This is a genomic window from Streptomyces corchorusii (assembly GCF_001514055.1).
Lineage (GTDB): Bacteria > Actinomycetota > Actinomycetes > Streptomycetales > Streptomycetaceae > Streptomyces > Streptomyces olivaceoviridis.
The window spans coordinates 153,993-171,668 of sequence record NZ_KQ948352.1; the positions used below are offsets into that span (position 1 = coordinate 153,993).

Below are 17,676 nucleotides of genomic sequence, written 5' to 3' on the forward strand. Positions count from 1 at the left end.
GGACGGGGTGGGTGGGCCCCTCGCGAGGGGCCGGGTGGGACCGCGGTGGACGCGACGGAACCGGGTGCCCTTCCCTCTGGTCGAGAAGGGGACGCGGGTCCTTCACCACCGCACTGGCTCGCAGGCCACCGCGGTCCTCGCCCCGCCCGCGCGCTCCGCCCGGCGGCCACCCCTCATCCGGGCCGTCCGGCGTGCCGCGCGGGCCGCGTGCGGACATCGTGACCTCCCGTCAGATGCCGTACGCCGCTTGGCGGTTCCCGGTGCTCAGTCCTCGCGCAGGGCGCGGACCGCCTCCTCCACGCGCTTGCCGTACTCGGGGTTGGCGGCGTGGAAGTGGGCCAGGTTCTTCTCGATCACATCGTCGCGGGAGACCTGCGAGAGGCCGCCGGCGATGTTCGCGACCAGGCGGGACTTCTCCTCCGGCGACATCAGGCGGTACAGCTCGCCCGCCTGGAAGAAGTCGTCGTCCTTGGTGTGCGGGGGCGCCTCGTGGGTGCCCGTGTGACCGGAGACCGCCAGGGGAGCCGAGAGGGGGCGGCCGGTCTCGACCGGGCCGTCGTAGGAGTTCGGCTCGTAGTTCTTGGCGTGGCGGCCCTGCGCGTTGAGCGCCATGAAGCCGTCCCGGCCGTAGTTCCGCGCGCCGCCGGGGACCGCCTTCGGGGCGTTCACGGGGAGCAGGGTGTGGTTGACGCCGAGGCGGTAGCGGTGGGCGTCGGCGTAGGCGAACAGGCGGCCCTGGAGCATCTTGTCCGGGGACGGGCCGATGCCGGGCACGAAGTTGTTCGGGCTGAACGCGGCCTGCTCGACCTCGGCGAACACGTTGTCCGGGTTGCGGTCGAGGACCAGGCGGCCCACCCGCTGGAGCGGGTAGTCCCCGTGCGGCCACACCTTGGTCAGGTCGAAGGGGTTGAAGCGGTAGTCCGCCGCCTCGGCCGCCGGCATGATCTGCACGTACAGCGTCCAGGACGGGTGCACGCCCCGCTCGATCGCCTGGAGCAGGTCGGTCTGGTGGGAGGCGGGGTCCTTGCCGGCCAGCTCCTGCGCCTGCTCGGCGGACAGGCAGCGGATGCCCTGGTTCGTCTTGAAATGGTACTTGACGAAGAAGGCCTCGCCCTCGGCGCTCGTCCACTGGTAGGTGTGCGAGCCGTAGCCGTTCATGTGCCGGTACGACGCCGGGATGCCGCGGTCGCCCATCAGCCAGGTCACCTGGTGCGTGGCCTCGGGGGAGTGCGCCCAGAAGTCCCAGACGTTGTCCGGCTCCTGCCTGCCCGTGAACGGGTCCCGCTTCTGCGAGTGGATGAAGTCGGGGAACTTGATCGGGTCCTTGATGAAGAACACGGGGGTGTTGTTGCCGACGAGGTCGTAGTTGCCCTCCTCGGTGTAGAACTTCACCGCGAAACCGCGCGGGTCGCGGACGGCGTCCGCGCCGCCGAGCGAGTCGGCCACGGTCGAGAAGCGCACGAACACCTCGGTGCGCTTGCCGATCTCGCCGAGGAAGGCGGCGTGGGTGTAGCCGGTGACGTCGTCCGTCACCTCGAAGTGGCCGTACGCGCCGGAGCCACGGGCGTGCACCACACGCTCCGGGATCCGCTCGCGGTTGAAGCGCGCGAGCTTCTCCAGGAGGTGCTGGTCCTGGATCAGGAGCGGGCCGCCGACGCCGGCGGAGGCGGAGTTCTGGTTGTCGGCGACCGGGGCGCCGGACTCGGTGGTGAGCACGCGCTGCGACATCGTGGACCTTCCGTGCGGGTGTCAGCGGAAACCTGTTTCCGCTTCGTGGAGCCTAGAAGCGGGGCGATCTGAGCGTCAACAGTTTGTTGAACCGAAATCGGTGCCGGGGTCGAGCCGGGGCGAAGGTGGTTCCGGGCCGCGGCGCCGCCTGGGCGCGACAGGACAGGTGTCGGCGGCGCCGCGGCCCGGAAGTCTGCGAGGAACCGTCAGACCTGGGCGCCGGACAGGCGCTCCACGGCCCGCAGCAGGGCCGAGTGGTCCAGGCCGCCGTCACCCTGGGCGCGCAGCGACGCGACCAGCTGGGCGACCACGGCGCCGACCGGCAGCGCCGCGCCGACGGTGCGGGCGGCGTCGGTGACGATGCCCATGTCCTTGTGGTGCAGGTCGATGCGGAAGCCCGGCTGGAAGTCGCGGTTCAGGAAGTTGTCCTTCTTGCGCGCCAGCACGGTCGAGCCGGCGAGGCCGCCGCCCAGCACGTCCAGCGCGGCCTTCAGGTCCACGCCCGACTTCTCCAGGAAGACCACGGCCTCCGCGCACGCCTGGATGTTGACGGCGACGATCAGCTGGTTGGCCGCCTTCACGGTCTGGCCGGAGCCGTGCGGACCGCACAGCACGATGGTCTTGCCGAGCGCCTCGAAGACCGGCCTGGCCCGGTCGAAGTCGGCCTGCTCGCCGCCGACCATGATCGACAGTACGGCCTCGACGGCGCCGGCCTCACCGCCGGAGACGGGCGCGTCCAGGACGTGGATGCCCTTCTCCTTCGCGTTCTGCGCGAGGTCGACGGAGGTCTGCGGGGTGATCGAGGACATGTCGATCAGCAGGGTGCCCGGCCTGGCGTTCTCCAGGATGCCGTCCGGGCCGTAGGCGATGGCCTCGACCTGCGGGGAGGCGGGCACCATGGTGATCACCACGTCGGCGTCCCGCACGGCCTCGGCGATGGAGGCGGCGGCCGTACCGCCGGCGGCGGCCAGCCGGTCCAGCTTCTCCCGCTCCAGGGTGTAGCCGGTGACGTCGTAGCCCGCCTTGATCAGGTTCTCGGACATGGGGGAGCCCATGATGCCGAGGCCGATCCAGGCGATCTTGGGAAGACTCATCGGGGGTGCCTTTCTCAGTGCGGGGTGGTCAGCGGGCCGCGCGGGGCAGCCAGTCGAAGGCCTCGGCGCTCGGGCGGTCGCCCGGCTTGTACTCCAGGCCGACCCAGCCGTCGTAACCGGCCTTCCTCAGCCGGCCGAGGAGGTCCTCCAGCGGCAGCGAGCCCGTGCCAGGGGCGCCGCGGCCCGGGTTGTCGGCGATCTGCACGTGGCCGGTCTTCGCGGCGTACCGGTCGATGACCGCGGGCAGGTCCTCGCCGTTCATGGACAGGTGGTACAGGTCCATCAGGAACTTCGCGTTCCCAAGGCCCGTCGCCTCGTTGACCCGGTCCACGACCGCGACGGCGGCGGGCGCGCTCACCAGCGGGTACAGCGGCGACTCGGGCTTGTTGAGGGCCTCGATCAGCAGGACCGCGCCGATCCGGTCGGCCGCGCGGGCCGCGAGGGCCAGGTTCTCCAGGGCGAGCGCGTCCTGCTCGGCCGGGGCCACGCCCTCGACGCGGTTGCCGTACAGCGCGTTGAGGGCCGTGCAGCCGAGGGAGGCCGCGAAGTCCGCGGCGACGTCGATGTTGGCGCGGAACCTCTCCGACTCCTCGCCCGGGATCGACAGGGCGCCGCGGTCCGGGCCCGGCAGCCGTCCGGCGTAGAAGTTCAGGCCCGTGAGCCGGACTCCCGCGTCCTCGATCGCCTTCTTCAGGGCGTCCAGTTCGGACCGGGCGGGGGTGGGGGAGTCGACCCAGGGCCACCACAGCTCGACCGCGGAGAAGCCCGCCGCGGCGGCTGCCGCGGGACGCTCCAGGAGCGGGAGTTCGGTGAAGAGGATCGACAGGTTGACGTTGAAGCGCTGGTCTGCGGCGGTGCTCCACTCGAAACCCGGCATTCGGGCCGCGCTCCCTTCCGTGGTCGAGATTCCGTATTGCGGAAGTTTGTTTCTGCTTAATGGAAGATTGCCGTCGGGTGTCGGAGCTTGTCAAGGGGGGCCGGTCGCCGGCCGCCCGAAAATCCGCGCCGGGCGTTAGGTTGAGCGCGTGCGATTGAGAGTGGAGTTCACGACCGAACCCTTCGACCTGGACGAGGCGCCCGCGCACGCCCTGGTGGCGCGGGAGGTCATCGAGACGGCCGGGCTGGACGCCGTCGACGTCGGCCCGTTCGGCAACACGGCCGAGGGCGTCGCCGATCGCGTGCTCACCGCGGTGGACGCGCTGCTGCGCAAGTCCCTGGAGGCCGGCGCCACCCGGGTCTCGCTCCAGGTCAACGTGATCGGCGACGTGCACGGCGACGGGACCGCGGAGGGCGGCAGGTGAGCGGGGACGAGCCGTTCATCGCGGCCGTGAAGCCCCTGGTCGACGCCATGGGCGGGGAGATGCTCCCGCCCGACGAGGCCGGCCCCGAGGACGTCGTGCTCGCCTGGGAGGGCGTCGACGTCGTCGCCGTACGCCTGCCCCAGCTCGCCGACTCCCTGGACCACATCCTCGCCGCCATGGAGCGCCGGCAGGGCCGGCCGCTGGCCGACCTGGACCGCAAGGCCAAACAGGAAGTCGTGCGCAGTCTGGAGGCGCGCGGCGCGTTCGCCGTGCGGCACGGCGTGGAGACCGTGGCGAGCGCGCTCGGCGTCAGCCGGTTCACGGTCTACAACTATCTGAACCGGGAGAAGGGTTCCTGACCGGGCCGGAAGCGGGGTTCGTGGTGCCGTCCGGGCCCGGTCCGGCTTGTTACGCGGAATCTTCAACAAAGTGTTGACGTGATGTTTCCGAGGGCGTTAGCTATCGGCAGCCCGATCAGCACGACGGCCCAACGCGGCCACGGAGGCTCCCGTGATGTCGACTTCCACGCCCCCGGGCCTGGCCCGGTTCAACGATCTGGAGGAGCGCGCGGCCCTCGCCGCCCTCCACGAGGCGTGCGCCTCCACCGAGTGGGCCCGGCGGCTGCTCGCCACCCGCCCCTACGCCACGCCGGAGGACCTGTACGCCGCCAGCGACGCCGCCATGGCCGAGCTGACCACCGCGGACCTTGAGGAGGCGATGGCCGGGCACCCGCCGATCGGGCGGCCCAAGCCCGGCGACCCGGCCTCCGCCCGCGAACAGCGCGGCATGGCCGGCGCCTCCGACGCGCTCAAGGCGGAGATGCTCGAACTGAACCTGGCCTACCAGGAGAAGTTCGGCCACGTCTTCCTCATCTGCGCCACCGGGCGGACCGGCGAGCAGATGCGGGACGCGGTCAAGGAGCGGATCGGGAACGCGCCGGAGCAGGAGCGGGAGATCGTCCGCACCGAGCTGGGCAAGATCAACCGCATCCGGCTGGCCCGACTCGTCGAAGAGGACGCCTGACACCATGAGCACCAGCACCACCGCCTCCGTGTCCACGCACATCCTGGACACCTCGATCGGCCGCCCCGCCGAGGGCGTCGCCGTCCGCCTCTTCGCCCGCAGCGGACGGAAGGCGGACTGGCAGGCGCTCGGCGGCTCCGCGACCGACACCGACGGCCGGTGCAAGGACCTGCCGGCCCTGCCGGAGGGGACCACCCACGTACGGCTCGACTTCGAGGTGGAGCCGTACTTCGCGAAGAAGCAAGCCGATGCGCAGCAGGACGCCCCCGCGAACCGGGACAGCGGTGCGTCGTCCGTGTTCTTCCCGGAGGTGGCGATCACGTTCGCCGTCGTACCGGGCGAGCACTACCACGTACCGCTGCTGCTCAACCCGTTCGGCTACTCCGTTTACCGAGGGAGCTAGCAGACACATGCCCACGATCCTGGGACAGAACCAGTACGGCAAGGCCGAGAACCGAGTCGTCAAGATCACGCGGGACGGCGCCACCCACCACATCAAGGACCTCAACGTCTCCGTCGCACTGAGCGGCGACATGGACGAGGTCCACTACTCCGGCTCCAACGCCAACGTCCTGCCGACCGACACCACCAAGAACACGGTGTACGCGTTCGCCAAGGAGTACGGCATCGAGTCCGCCGAGCAGTTCGGCATCCACCTCGCCCGGCACTTCGTCACCAGCCAGGAGCCGATCCACCGCGCCCGGATCCGGATCGAGGAGTACGGCTGGGAGCGGATCGAGACCTCCGACGCCAACTCCCGGTTCATCGGCGCCGACGAGGTCAAGCACTCCTTCGTCCGCAGGGGCCAGGAGACCCGCCTCACCCAGATCACCTACGACGGCGAGCGGTGGGAGGTCATCTCCGGCCTGAAGGACCTGGTCGTGATGAACTCGACCAACTCCGAGTTCTGGGGCTACGTCAAGGACAAGTACACCACCCTCCAGGAGGCGTACGACCGCATCCTGGCCACCGAGGTCTCCGGCCGCTGGCGGTTCAACTGGACCGACGACGAGCAGAAGATGCCCCACTGGGAGAAGTCCTACGAGCAGACGAAGAAGCACATGCTCCAGGCCTTCGCCGAGACGTACTCCCTCTCCCTCCAGCAGACGCTGTACCAGATGGGCGCGCGCATCATCAACAACCGCGGCGAGATCGACGAGGTCCGCTTCTCGCTGCCGAACAAGCACCACTTCCTGGTGGACCTGGAGCCGTTCGGACTGAAGAACGACAACGAGGTCTACTTCGCCGCCGACCGCCCCTACGGCCTCATCGAGGCCACCATCCTGCGGGACGGCTGTGAGGCCCGTATCCCGGTCGACATGACCAACCTCTGACGCGGGACGCGCGCCCCCGGCCCCGCCACCGGGCCCGGGGGCCCGCCACACCGGAGGGAACGAAATGGCACAGCCTGCGAAGGGGCCCGCCACAGCCCCCAGTTCCACCCCGCCGGAGCACACCGAGGACGCCGTCACGTCCGTGCACCCGGTGGACGAGAAGCTCCACCTCCCGCGGCTCGTCCCCGCCGCGCTCCAGCACATCGCCGCGATGTACGCGGGCGTTGTCACTCCTCCGCTCATCATCGGCCAGGCCTGCGGACTCGACATCGCGGCCCGCACCCGGCTGATCGCCGCGAGCCTGCTCATCGCGGGTGTCGCGACCGTCCTGCAAACCCTCGGCGTCAAGGGCCTCGTCGGCAACCGGCTGCCCTTCGTCAACGCCGCCTCCTCCGCCGGCATCGCCCCGATCCTCGCGATCGCCGAGAGCAACGGAAAGGGCCACCAACTCCCCGCGATCTACGGGGCGGTGATGGTCGCCGGCGCCTTCTGCCTGGCCCTCGGCCCGTTCTTCGGCCGGCTGCTCCGCTTCTTCCCGCCCCTGGTCACCGGCGTCGTCATCACCCTGATCGGCGTCACGCTGATGCCCGTGCCGGTCGGCTGGGCACAGGGCGGCGACAAGACCGCCGCCGACTTCGGCGCCATGCGGCACCTCGCGCTCGCCGGGTTCACCCTCGCCGTCATCCTGCTCATCCAGCGCTTCGGCAAGGGCTTCGTCCGGCAGATCGCGCTGCTGTCCGGGCTGCTCATCGGCACCCTCGCCGCGATCCCCTTCGGCATGGCCGACTTCAGCGGCCTGACGTCCGCGCCCGTCGCCGCGCTGCCCACGCCGTTCGCCTTCGGCGCCCCCGAGTTCCAGCCCGCGGCCGTCCTCTCCCTGTGCATCGTGACGCTGGTCCTGATGACCGAGTCCAGCGCAGGCATGCTCGCCCTCGGCGAGATCTGCGACCGCCGCGCCGACGCGCGGACCATCACCCGCGGCCTGCGCACCGACGGCATCGCCACCCTGCTCGGCCCCGTCTTCGGCGGCTTCCCCACCTCCGCCTTCGCCCAGAACGTCGGCGTCGTCTCCCTCACCCGGGTGCGCAGCCGGTACGTCGTCGCCGTCGCCGGTGGGGCCCTGCTGGTCCTCGGCGCCTTCCCGGTCCTCGGCGCGGTCGTCTCCCTGGTCCCCATGCCGGTCCTCGGCGGCGCGGGCATCGTCCTGTTCGGCTCGATCGCCGTCAGCGGCATCCGTACGCTGTCCGAGGCGGGCCTGGACGACAGCTCCAACATCATCCTGGTGGCCGTGGCCCTCGGCGCCGGCATCATCCCGCTGGCCGCGCCGACCTTCTACGCCGGCTTCCCGGCCTGGGCGCAGACCGTGCTCGGCTCCGGCATCAGCGCCGGCGCGCTCGTCGCGGTCCTGCTCAACCTGTTCTTCCACCACCTCGGCACCCGGAGCGGGCAGCCCGCCCCGGCACTCAAATCCTCCTAGGGTCCTGCCGTGCCCTTCCCGTGGACCTCCCCCGGCCACGGGCCGTCACCGAAAGACAAGGAAGCACGATGGCTCCATCGGCAGCCGAGCGCACCGTCATCGAGAACTGCGCCATCGCGACCGTGGACGCGGGCGACACGGAGTACGCCTGCGGACACCTCGTCCTCGCCGGCAACCGCATCGAGTCGGTCGGCGCGGGCAAGGCCCCGGAGGGTCTGGAGAACGTGGTGCGCCGGATCGACGCGACCGGCCACCTGGCCACGCCCGGCCTGGTCAACACCCACCACCACTTCTACCAGTGGATCACCCGGGGCCTGGCCACCGACCACAACCTGTTCGACTGGCTGGTCGCGCTCTACCCCACGTGGGCGCGCATCGACGAGCAGATGACGTACGCCGCCGCGCGGGGATCGCTCGCCATGATGGCCCGGGGCGGTGTCACCACCGCCATGGACCACCACTACGTCTACCCGCACGGCTCCGGCGACCTGTCCGGCTCGATCATCCGGGCCGCCGCCGAGACGGGCGTCCGCTTCACGCTGGCCCGCGGCTCGATGGACCGCAGCGAGAAGGACGGCGGGCTGCCCCCGGACTTCGCCGTCGAGACACTGGAGGGCGCCCTCGCCGCCACCGAGGAGACCGTCCGCGAGCACCACGACGCCTCCTTCGACGCGATGACCCAGGTCGCGGTCGCTCCCTGCTCGCCGTTCTCCGTCTCCACCGAACTCATGCGCGAGGGCGCCGAACTGGCCCGCCGTCTCGGCGTACGGCTGCACACCCACGGCTCGGAGACGGTGGAGGAGGAGAAGTTCTGCCACGAGCTGTTCGGCATGGGCCCGACCGACTACTTCGAGTCCACCGGCTGGCTCGGTGAGGACGTGTGGATGGCGCACTGCGTCCACATGACCGACTCCGACATCGCCGCGTTCGCCCGCACGAAGACCGGCGTCGCCCACTGCCCGTCCTCCAACGCCCGTCTCGCGGCCGGCATCGCCCGCGTCCCCGACATGCTCAAGGCGGGCGTCCCGGTCGGCCTCGGCGTCGACGGCACCGCCTCCAACGAGTCCGGCGAACTCCACACCGAACTGCGCAACGCCCTCCTGATCAACCGCCTCGGAGCCCACCGCGAGGCCGCGCTGAACGCCCGCCAGGCGCTGCGGCTCGGCACCCACGGCGGCGCCCGGGTCCTCGGCCGGGCGGAGCAGATCGGCTCGCTGGAGCCCGGCAAACTCGCCGACCTGGTGCTGTGGAAGATGGACACCCTCGCCCACGCCTCCATCGCCGACCCGGTGACCGCACTGGTCTTCGGCGCCGCGGCACCGGTCACCGCGTCCTTCGTGAACGGCCGGCAGATCGTCCGGAACGGCCGCCTGCTCACCGTGGACGAGGACGCCATCGCCGTCGCCACCCGCGCGGAGGCCCAGCGCCTGGCCCGTATCGCCGCACAGGCCTGATCCGGCTCGGGCCCGCACAGACTCCGGCCGGGAGGGACGGCTCCCGGCCGGGACCCGTGGATCCGAGCGGGATCCACGGCAGCCGTCCCCGGGGCGGGTGCACACACGCGCCCCGGGGACGGTCACCCCCACACCGCTCGCCCCCCACCGCTCGCCCCCCAGGTCCCTCCCCCAGTTCTCGGCTTCGCTCGAACAGGGAGGTGCCCCCATGCCCACCCGCACCACCTCCATGAAACCCACGTCGTCGACGACGTGTTACCCGCCCGGAGGACCCGCCGTGGCCGACCATCCCGTAGACGAGAAACTCCCCGCCCTGAACATGGCGACCAGCGGCCTTCAGCACGTGGCCGCCATGTACGCCGGGGTCGTCGCCCCACCGCTCATCGTCGGCGCGGCCATCGGCCTGAGCGCGACCGACCTGACCTTCCTCACCGGTGCCTGCCTGTTCACCGCGGGCCTCGCCACCTTCCTCCAGACCCTCGGCTTCTGGAAGATCGGCGCCCGGCTGCCCTTCGTCAACGGCGTCACCTTCGCCGGTGTCGCCCCCATGACCGCGATCGTCGCCTCCACCGAGGACAAGTCCGACGCCCTGCCGATCATCTTCGGCGCGGTCATCGTCGCCGGCCTCCTCGGCTTCCTCGCCGCGCCCGTCTTCTGCAAGGCGGTCCGCTTCTTCCCGCCCGTCGTCACCGGCTCCGTCATCACCCTGATCGGTGTGTCCCTGCTGCCGGTCGCCTTCGGCTGGGCCCAGGGCCCCGATCCCCGGGCGGACGACTACGGCTCCACGACCTACCTCACCCTCGCCGGCATCACCCTGCTCATCGTCCTGCTGCTGCGCCGTTTCACCCGCGGCTTCGTCAAGCAGATCGCCGTCCTGCTCGGCCTGATCGTGGGCACGCTCGTCGCGATACCGTTCGGCGTCACGGACTTCAGCCCCGTCGCCCACGCGGACGTGGTCGGCTTCCCCACCCCGTTCCACTTCGGCGCCCCGCAGTTCCAGCTCGCCGCGATCCTCTCGCTGTGCGTGGTGATGGTGGTCTCGATGACCGAGTCGACCGCCGACATGCTGGCGCTCGGCGAGATCGTGGAGCGTCCCGCGGACGAGAAGACCATCGCGGCCGGCCTGCGCGCCGACACCCTCGGCTCCGCGATCAGCCCGCTGTTCAACGGCTTCATGTGCAGCGCCTTCGCCCAGAACATCGGCCTGGTCGCGATGACGAGGATCCGCAGCCGGTACGTCGTCGCGACCGGCGGCGGCTTCCTGGTCCTGATGGGCCTGTGCCCGATGGCCGCCTCGCTCATCGCGGTCGTACCCCGGCCGGTCCTCGGCGGCGCCGGCGTCGTCCTGTTCGGCTCGGTCGCCGCGAGCGGCATCCAGACCCTGGTCCGGGCCGGCCTGGACCGGGACAACAACGTCCTGATCGTGGCCGTGTCCCTCGCGGTCGGCATCATCCCGATCACCGCGCCGGAGTTCTACCACGCGTTCCCCGAGACCGCGAAGATCGTCCTGGACTCGGGCATCTCCACGGGCTGCGTCACCGCCGTGGTGCTCAACCTCCTCTTCAACCACCTGGGCAAGGGCCGCGAGGCCCACGACGTCACCCACCCCATGGAGTCGGGCCAGGAGATCGCCGCCGCGCACTGAGGCCGGCGGTCGGAGCTCAACCGGCCGGGGGAGACGGCGGCGACGCCGTCCCCCCGGCCACGCGCTCCCGGTCGGGCGGACCAGGTACCAGTCCGGGAACGTCCAGTCGTACCCTCGGCGGTCGGACCGTCGGCCTCGATGCCGGCGGAGAGGTACGGACTGGGCTCGACACGGCGCCGCCCGGCCTCAGGCGCGGCGTTCGCGCAGGACCAGGGCCGCCAGCAGCAGGGCCGCCGCCGCGATGCCCGTGGCCACGGTGAACGCCAGCCGGTAGCCCTCGGCGGTCGCGGGCAGCAGGGACGTGCCGGCGGCGAGCAGGCCCTCGGTGCGGCTCGCCGCGAGCGTCGACAGGACCGCCAGGCCCAGCGAACCGCCCACCACCTGCGTGGTGTTGAACAGCCCGGACGCGAGTCCCGCGTCCTGTGCCCGGGCGCCCGACATCGCCAGCCCGGTGAGTGCCGGCATGGCCGCCGCGAACCCTGCGGACAGCAGCAGCATCGCCGGCAGCACATCGGTGCCGTAGGAGCCGTCGGCGGGCGCCCGGCCCAGCAGGGCCATGCCCGCCGTGATCAGCACCAGGCCGGTCAGCAGCACCCGGTACCCGCCGAACCGGGCCACGGTCCGCGCGGACAGCCCCAGCATCAGCACACCGATCGTGATCGGGGCCGGCAGGAACGCGGTGCCGGTGGCGAGCGCGCCGTAGCCGAGCACCCGTTGCAGATACAGCGCGCCGATGAACTGGAAGCCGTACATCGTGGCGATCATCAGCACCTGGACCGCGTTGGCGCCGGTCAGCAGCCGGGAGCGGAACAGCCGCAGCCGCAGCAGCGGGCGCGCGGCCCGGGCCTGGCGCAGGGCGAACGCCGCGAACAGGGCGAGGGCGAGGGCGGCCAGCAGCAGGGTGACGGTGCGGGAGCGGTCCCCCGCGCCGACGATCACGTACACCGTGAGCATCAGCGCGCCGGTGACCAGCGCGGCCCCGGGGTAGTCGGCGCCCCGGCCGAGCCCGGCGCCGGGCTCCGGGGTGAGCACCCGCACCGCGGCCAGCCACGCGGCCACCCCGATCGGCAGGTTGATCAGGAAGATCCAGTGCCAGCTCAGGGCCTCGGTCAGAGCGCCGCCGAGGAAGGTGCCGAGCGCGCCGCCCGCCGCGCCGACCGCGCTGAACGCCGCGATGGCCCGGGCCTGTTCGCGCGGCTCGGGGAACAGCGCCACCAGCATCCCGAGGACCACCGCCGAGGCCATCGCCCCGCCCGCGCCCTGCACCGCCCGCGCCGCGATCAGCATGCCCTGCCCGGTCGCCGTCCCGCACAGCACCGACGCCAGCGTGAACACCGCGAGCCCCGCCGTGAACATCCGCTTGCGGCCCACCAGGTCACCGAGCCGTCCCGCCAGCAGCAGCAGTCCGCCGAAGGCGATCAGATAGGCGTTGACGACCCAGGCCAGCCCGGGCCCGCTGAAGCCGAGGTCACTCTGGACGGCGGGCATCGCCACCGTGACGATGTTGCCGTCCAGTACCGTCATCAGCGTGCCCGCGCACAGCACGGCGAGGGAAGTCCAGCGGGAGTACCGTGCTCCCGCGGCCACCGCCACCGGTGACGGACTGTTCTCGATCATGGCCGACATCGTGTGCCGCCTCCCCGTTCTTCCCGCGTTCTCCGGTTCTTCCCGCGCACCTTGGTGCACGGTTTGTAACGGGGATCATCGTGGGTGACCATGAGGGCCGGCGTAAGGAGGCAGTCCGATGTCCCAGGGGAACACCGGTGTTACCGTCCAGGCAGTGAACGCGCACGCGTGCCCCGTCCGCGAAGTTCTTGACAGGGTGGCCGGCAAGTGGAGCGTGCAGATCCTCGTCGCCGCCGCGCACGGCCCCATCCGGTTCACGGAGCTGGAGCGCGGCATCGAGGGCATCAGCCGCCGCATGCTGACCCTCACCCTGCGCAACCTGGAACGGGACGGCCTGGTGACCCGCACCGTCCATCCGACGGTGCCGCCGAAGGTGGAGTACGAACTCACGCCCGTCGCCCACGAGTTGCACGACACCCTGCAACGGCTGACCGACTGGGCCGAGCGCAACCGGGTGTACGTCGCCGAGGCGCGGGCGGCCTACGACGCCGAGCACCGGCCGGAGTCGCTCGACGCGTAGGCCCCCGGCGGGCCTACAGGCCGAACAGGCCGGGGTCCGTCGCCAGTTCCCCGAACACCTCCCGGGGGTCGGCCAGCAGCTTGCGCGCGGCCAGGTCCATCAGGCCGCCCACCGCGACGACCTCGGCCGCCAGGGTGCCGTCGGCCTTCACGATCTCCTGCCGGATCCGGAAGGTCTTGCCCTCCCCCCACTCGAACGCGCAGGTCACGTCGACCTCGTCGCCGGCGAGCAGCTCACGGCGGTAGCGGATGGTCGTCTCCAGCGCCACCGGGCCCACGCCCCGGCCCACCAGCCGGGCCTGGCTGATCCCGGCCGCCTGGAGCAGCGACCAGCGGGCGTGCTCCGCGTAGTTGAGGTACACCGCCTGGTTGAGGTGCCCCTGCACATCGGTCTCGTAGCCGCGGACGGTCACACGGACGGAAAACGGTTCGGCCACTGCTTGCCCTTCTCCTGTTCGGTTCTCCGGTCGACCGATCCTGACACGCCGGTCACACCCGGCGCGGCGAGGCCAGCAGATAGCGCGCTCTCGTCCGGGGCTCGGTGTACTCGCCCGCCTGCCAGCCGGCCCGCTCCAGCGTGACCGCACAGGCGGCCAGCGTCCGCGCGTCCGGCGCGTACACCGCCACCGCCTCCGGCTGCGGGGTCGCCCGGACCCGGTAGCCGTCCGCGTCCGCGTCCGCCGGCCGGTGCCCGGCCGCCTCCAGCGCGAGCGCCGCGGCCCGCACCAGATGCGTCCGCTCCCACCCGCACGGCCGGTCCGCCGCGCCGTCGGGATTCGTCATCCGGCGCAGCTCCAGCAGCCCCTGCCAGGCACTGTGCACCTCGCGCCGCCGCGCCGGACCGGACGCGGGCGGTTCCTCCTCGCCGCCGACGCGGGCCGTGAACACGCCGGTGTCCCGCGCCGGCTCCGCCGGCGGCTCGGGCACCGCGTCCCGTATCCGGTGGCCCGCCGGGGTGAGGAAGTGGTCGTGCGGCGGCCGGGGATGCCGGAAGGCGAGCCCCCGCTTCACCAGCGCCGCGAGCTGGGCGTCGGTACCGCGCAGCCGGCCGGTGACCGGATCGGCGTCCTCGATCACCCGCCGCTGCGCGGGGGTGGGCGGTCGGCTCACGGAGGGCTCCTTCCTGCCGAACGGGTGACCCACTCGCAGAGTACGGCCCGGGTCCGACAACGCCGGCTCCACCCGCGGCGGCCCTCACTCCCCCGGGGGCCGGATGTTCCACCCCGCGATGACCGGCCGGCCGTGCTCCGTGCCGAGTCGGCACAGTGCCCCCGTCGCGAGCTGGAAGAGGGCGCCGTGCCGGGGCGGCAGGCCCAGGCGGCGGGCGGTGAGGACGCGGAGGAAGTGGCCGTGGGCGATCAGTACGACGACCCCCTCGGTGTTGCCGAGCGCCGCGTCGACCTTGGCCAGCATCCGGTCGGCGCGCTCCCCGACCTGCTCGGGGGTCTCGCCCGGGTGGTCCGGCGGCCCGGGGGCGACGCCGTCCGTGAACAGGAACCAACCGGGCCGGCTCCGCTGGATGTCCACGGTGGTCACGCCCTCGTAGCCGCCGTAGTCCCACTCGTGGAGGTCGGCGTCGACCCGGGCGTCCGGGACGCCGATGAGCTCGGCGGTCTCGCGGGCGCGCTGCAAGGGGCTGACGAACGCCGCCCCGATCCGGTGCGAGCGGATCAGCGGGACCAGCCGGCGCGCCTCCTCCCGCCCGTGCTCGGTGAGGGGTACGTCGGTCCGGCCCGTGTGCCGCCCGGACCGCGACCACTCGGTCTCACCGTGCCGCACGAGAAAGAGGTCACCCATGACGGCACGGTGGCACAGGGCGCCCGCCGCCCGCAGGACGGACTGCGCCAGACGGCCGGTCCGCGGGGCGACGGCCTTCGCGCGGCGGCTCGCGGTCCGGACGCCCGCCGGCTCAGGACCCGGCCGGTGTGCGGCGCGGCACCGCCATGGCGAGGGTCTCCCCGCAGGCGTCGATCGCGGCGGGTTTCCCGTGCGCGTCCGTGACGGGGACGACCGCGCCGCGGGTGTCGTGCGGGGCCCGGACCGAGACCTCGGTCTGCCGCACGCACCGCGTGTCCGCGCCCTTCGTGCCACGGCGGGTGTAGCGGAGGTCCACGGTCACGGAGGCCCTGACGGGCAGGGCGAGGGGGGCCGGACGTCCCTGCCCGGTGCCCTCGACGCTCTCCGCCTTGCCGTTGTGGATCTCCAGGGCCGGGAAGCCCGCGAACACGCACGCGCCGGGGCCTTTGTTGACGGCGGTGAGCCGCGCGTCGGCCCGGCCGGCGCCCGTGCCGTCCCCGTCGAGCAGGGACAGCGTCCAGGCCAGTGAGCCGGTCCGGCAGGGCGGTGCGGTGGCGTCCGGTGCGGCGGTCGTGCCGGTGCCGCAGGCCGTCAGCGTCAGGCCGGCCGTCAGCAGGGCCAGGCCGCCGGCGAGGCGAGTGGTCACGCGCATGGTTCCCCCTGGACGGTACGTGGTGGCGCGGTCAGGTGCCGGGATGGACCAGTGTGTGCTCGGTGCCGACCGCCTTCGTGCCGGTGTCGGCGTACAGCGTCGTCTCCCCGTCGGACCAGCGCACGACGAGGTCGTTCCCCGGGTCGCCGTGGCGGAAGCCGCCGACGGTCAGCGCCTGCGCGTGCCGCCACAGGCTGTTCGGGCCGCGCACCCGTGTCCTGGTGCCGAGACCCGCCGCCGAGGTGCCGGTGTACGTGTCGAGCGCGCCGTCCGCCCAGCGCACCAGCAGGTCCCCGCCGGCCGTACCGTCGAAGTCGCCGCCGGCCAGCAGGGCGGCCTTGGTCCAGGTGCCGTTCGCCGCGACGAGCCGCGTGCCGGTGCCGAGGCCACCGGTTCCGATCCGCGGGTACAGCGTGAGCGCGCCGTCGGCCCAGCGCACCAGCAGCCCCGTGCCCCCGTCCGCCCGGAACGCCCCGGAGGTGAACTGGACGGCCTTCTTCCACGCCGGGCCGGGCGGTGCCATCCGGATCTCCCGGCCCAGGCCGGAGGGGCCCGGCTGCGGGTAGAGGGTGACCTCGCCGTCGGACCAGCGCACCAGCAGGCCGGACCGGGTGCCGCCGGTGAAGGTGCCGCCGGTCAGGGTGCGGGCGTGGGTCCAGGTGGAGTTGGCCCGCCGCAGCCGCTTCTCGGCCAGGAAACCGCCCTTGCCGTCGCCCGGGTGCAGGGTGACCCCGCCGTCCGGCCAGACCACGAGCAGATCGCCGTGCCGGTCGCCGGTGTAGTCGCCGGACGCCATGAGCGCGGCCTTGCGCCAGCGTGCCGCGCCGCCGGGCAGGCTGCCCTTCAGGCCCCGGTACGGCGGCAGGTCGGCGGGCGGGGCCTGGTCGGCGACGGCGTCGGCGAGGAGGTTCGCGGCATCCGCGCCGAACGCGGCGGCGTAGCTGATGTAGTCGGCGTCGGCGTCGTTGCCGCCGCCGTTGTAGCCGCCGAGGTCGCCGATGACGTGCCCGGTGCGGGCGTCGTCCTGGTAGTCGGTGATCCACGGGCTGCCGGAGACACCGCCGTAGTAGCCGCCGCAGGTCATCGACAGCTGCCGGTAGCCGCGCAGCTGGGTGGTCGGGACCGTGCACCTGACGGCGCGTCCGGCGCTGTTGTGCCGGTGCGAGGGGTAGCCGACGACGGTGACGTTCCGGTGGGTGTAGCCGGCCGGCCGGGTGAAGGTCAGGCCGCCGCCCACGGCGTCCTGGAGGGAGGTGCCCCGCTGGTTGGCCGAGACCCGGGCGAACGCGGTGTCCAGGTCGGACGCGGCCTTCTTGGTGGTGGCCGAACCGCGGTCGGGCACGTACCGGGGATCGATGAAGATCCGCTGGATGTGGAAGATGCCGTACGGCTGCCGGTCGGGGGCCGCGCCCTTCACGAACTTCGGGACGAAGATGTAGTCGTCCGTCATGTTCAGCGCGCAGTGGGCCGCGGTGAGGACGATGTTCCGCGCCTTGGTGTCGATCACGCTGCCGGTGCAGTGCCAGGTGGTGCCGCCCGGTCCGTCGGCGCCGAAGAACGTGCCCACCAGGCGGGTTCCCGTGAACAGGGTGCCCTTCGGCCGGCCCGCCGCCGCGGTCGCCGCCCCCGGCTCCGCCGGCACGTGCCGCGCCGCGTCCAGCGGCCGGGCGCCGGCCATGCGCTGCGCGGTCCAGAACCGCGCGGCCTGCCGTGCCTCCTGCCCGGCGGTGGGCGCGGCCGGCCGGGGCCCGCCTGAGGCCCGGGCGCCCGGCGCCGTGAGCCCGAGTATCACCGCGCACAGCACGGCGACGGCCGTACGGCGCCTTCCGCGCGTACGGCGTTGTCCGTACGAGAACACTGCGACTCCCCCTGGTCTGACGTGTCCGAGCGGTCCGCTCGAACCGGACCAGGGGGGTGCGGCGCTGGTCGGGCGCGCACCGGCGGCCGAGGGGCGGCCCGCCCCGCGGCGGTCCCCCGGTCGTCAACGGGGGTGATCTTCGCACGAATGCGCGAAACGGGCCAGGCG

Annotated in this window: 18 protein-coding genes; 9 read left to right on the forward strand and 9 right to left on the reverse strand. The window is 72.5% G+C overall.

The window, feature by feature from the left end; translation table 11 throughout:
- Positions 1 to 264 precede the first annotated feature (264 nt).
- From AQJ11_RS04830 to AQJ11_RS04840, 3 genes are all read right to left on the reverse strand, one after another.
- A complete protein-coding gene (locus tag AQJ11_RS04830) occupies positions 265 to 1,728 on the reverse strand; it encodes a catalase (RefSeq protein WP_059261992.1) in 1,464 nt (487 codons plus the stop codon).
- A gap of 206 nt (positions 1,729 to 1,934) precedes the next feature.
- Positions 1,935 to 2,822 (reverse strand): 2-hydroxy-3-oxopropionate reductase, encoded by an 888-nt coding sequence (locus tag AQJ11_RS04835; protein WP_014675817.1) that lies wholly within the window; start codon positions 2,820 to 2,822, stop codon positions 1,935 to 1,937.
- Between the two features lie 28 nt (positions 2,823 to 2,850).
- A complete protein-coding gene (locus AQJ11_RS04840) occupies positions 2,851 to 3,699 on the reverse strand; it encodes a TIM barrel protein (protein ID WP_059261993.1) in 849 nt (282 codons plus the stop codon).
- 148 nt (positions 3,700 to 3,847) lie between these two features.
- Between AQJ11_RS04840 and AQJ11_RS04845 the strand changes: the two genes are divergently transcribed.
- The 8 genes from AQJ11_RS04845 to AQJ11_RS04880 all read left to right on the forward strand — a co-directional run bounded on the left by AQJ11_RS04845 (position 3,848) and on the right by AQJ11_RS04880 (position 11,056).
- Complete coding sequence (locus AQJ11_RS04845; RefSeq protein WP_079082220.1) at positions 3,848 to 4,123, forward strand: YkoF family thiamine-binding protein; 276 nt, start codon at positions 3,848 to 3,850, stop codon at positions 4,121 to 4,123.
- A 47-nt stretch (positions 4,124 to 4,170) separates the two neighbouring features.
- On the forward strand, positions 4,171 to 4,482 hold the full coding sequence (locus AQJ11_RS04850) for a helix-turn-helix domain-containing protein (RefSeq protein WP_078611993.1): 312 nt from the start codon (positions 4,171 to 4,173) through the stop codon (positions 4,480 to 4,482).
- A gap of 151 nt (positions 4,483 to 4,633) precedes the next feature.
- A complete protein-coding gene (uraD, locus tag AQJ11_RS04855) occupies positions 4,634 to 5,146 on the forward strand; it encodes a 2-oxo-4-hydroxy-4-carboxy-5-ureidoimidazoline decarboxylase (RefSeq protein WP_059261994.1) in 513 nt (170 codons plus the stop codon).
- Positions 5,147 to 5,150: 4 nt separating this feature from the next.
- Complete coding sequence (gene uraH / locus AQJ11_RS04860) at positions 5,151 to 5,549, forward strand: hydroxyisourate hydrolase (RefSeq protein WP_014675822.1); 399 nt, start codon at positions 5,151 to 5,153, stop codon at positions 5,547 to 5,549.
- Between the two features lie 7 nt (positions 5,550 to 5,556).
- On the forward strand, positions 5,557 to 6,480 hold the full coding sequence (gene pucL, locus AQJ11_RS04865; RefSeq protein ID WP_059261995.1) for a factor-independent urate hydroxylase: 924 nt from the start codon (positions 5,557 to 5,559) through the stop codon (positions 6,478 to 6,480).
- Positions 6,481 to 6,544: 64 nt separating this feature from the next.
- Positions 6,545 to 7,957: a nucleobase:cation symporter-2 family protein gene (locus AQJ11_RS04870; RefSeq protein WP_059261996.1), complete on the forward strand. Its 1,413-nt coding sequence runs from the start codon at positions 6,545 to 6,547 to the stop codon at positions 7,955 to 7,957.
- 68 nt (positions 7,958 to 8,025) lie between these two features.
- Positions 8,026 to 9,411: an 8-oxoguanine deaminase gene (locus AQJ11_RS04875; RefSeq protein ID WP_059261997.1), complete on the forward strand. Its 1,386-nt coding sequence runs from the start codon at positions 8,026 to 8,028 to the stop codon at positions 9,409 to 9,411.
- Between the two features lie 277 nt (positions 9,412 to 9,688).
- On the forward strand, positions 9,689 to 11,056 hold the full coding sequence (locus tag AQJ11_RS04880; protein WP_059261998.1) for a nucleobase:cation symporter-2 family protein: 1,368 nt from the start codon (positions 9,689 to 9,691) through the stop codon (positions 11,054 to 11,056).
- 186 nt (positions 11,057 to 11,242) lie between these two features.
- On the opposite strand, the gene AQJ11_RS04885 is transcribed toward AQJ11_RS04880, so the two are convergent.
- On the reverse strand, positions 11,243 to 12,682 hold the full coding sequence (locus AQJ11_RS04885; RefSeq protein ID WP_059261999.1) for an MFS transporter: 1,440 nt from the start codon (positions 12,680 to 12,682) through the stop codon (positions 11,243 to 11,245).
- A gap of 118 nt (positions 12,683 to 12,800) precedes the next feature.
- On the opposite strand from AQJ11_RS04885, the gene AQJ11_RS04890 reads away from it, so the two are divergent.
- Positions 12,801 to 13,202, forward strand: a complete 402-nt coding sequence (locus AQJ11_RS04890; protein WP_175252304.1) for a winged helix-turn-helix transcriptional regulator — start codon at positions 12,801 to 12,803, stop codon at positions 13,200 to 13,202.
- 13 nt (positions 13,203 to 13,215) lie between these two features.
- Here AQJ11_RS04890 and AQJ11_RS04895 read toward each other — a convergent pair whose 3' ends face one another.
- The 5 genes from AQJ11_RS04895 to AQJ11_RS04915 form a co-directional block, all read right to left on the reverse strand.
- Positions 13,216 to 13,638 (reverse strand): acyl-CoA thioesterase, encoded by a 423-nt coding sequence (locus tag AQJ11_RS04895; protein WP_014675829.1) that lies wholly within the window; start codon positions 13,636 to 13,638, stop codon positions 13,216 to 13,218.
- Positions 13,639 to 13,690: 52 nt separating this feature from the next.
- Complete coding sequence (locus AQJ11_RS04900; protein WP_014675830.1) at positions 13,691 to 14,311, reverse strand: hypothetical protein; 621 nt, start codon at positions 14,309 to 14,311, stop codon at positions 13,691 to 13,693.
- Positions 14,312 to 14,395: 84 nt separating this feature from the next.
- Positions 14,396 to 14,998: a histidine phosphatase family protein gene (locus AQJ11_RS04905; protein ID WP_059262000.1), complete on the reverse strand. Its 603-nt coding sequence runs from the start codon at positions 14,996 to 14,998 to the stop codon at positions 14,396 to 14,398.
- Positions 14,999 to 15,110: 112 nt separating this feature from the next.
- Complete coding sequence (locus AQJ11_RS04910) at positions 15,111 to 15,650, reverse strand: DUF4232 domain-containing protein (protein WP_244218108.1); 540 nt, start codon at positions 15,648 to 15,650, stop codon at positions 15,111 to 15,113.
- Between the two features lie 31 nt (positions 15,651 to 15,681).
- Positions 15,682 to 17,508: a trypsin-like serine peptidase gene (locus tag AQJ11_RS04915; protein WP_244218109.1), complete on the reverse strand. Its 1,827-nt coding sequence runs from the start codon at positions 17,506 to 17,508 to the stop codon at positions 15,682 to 15,684.
- Positions 17,509 to 17,676: the final 168 nt, after the last annotated feature.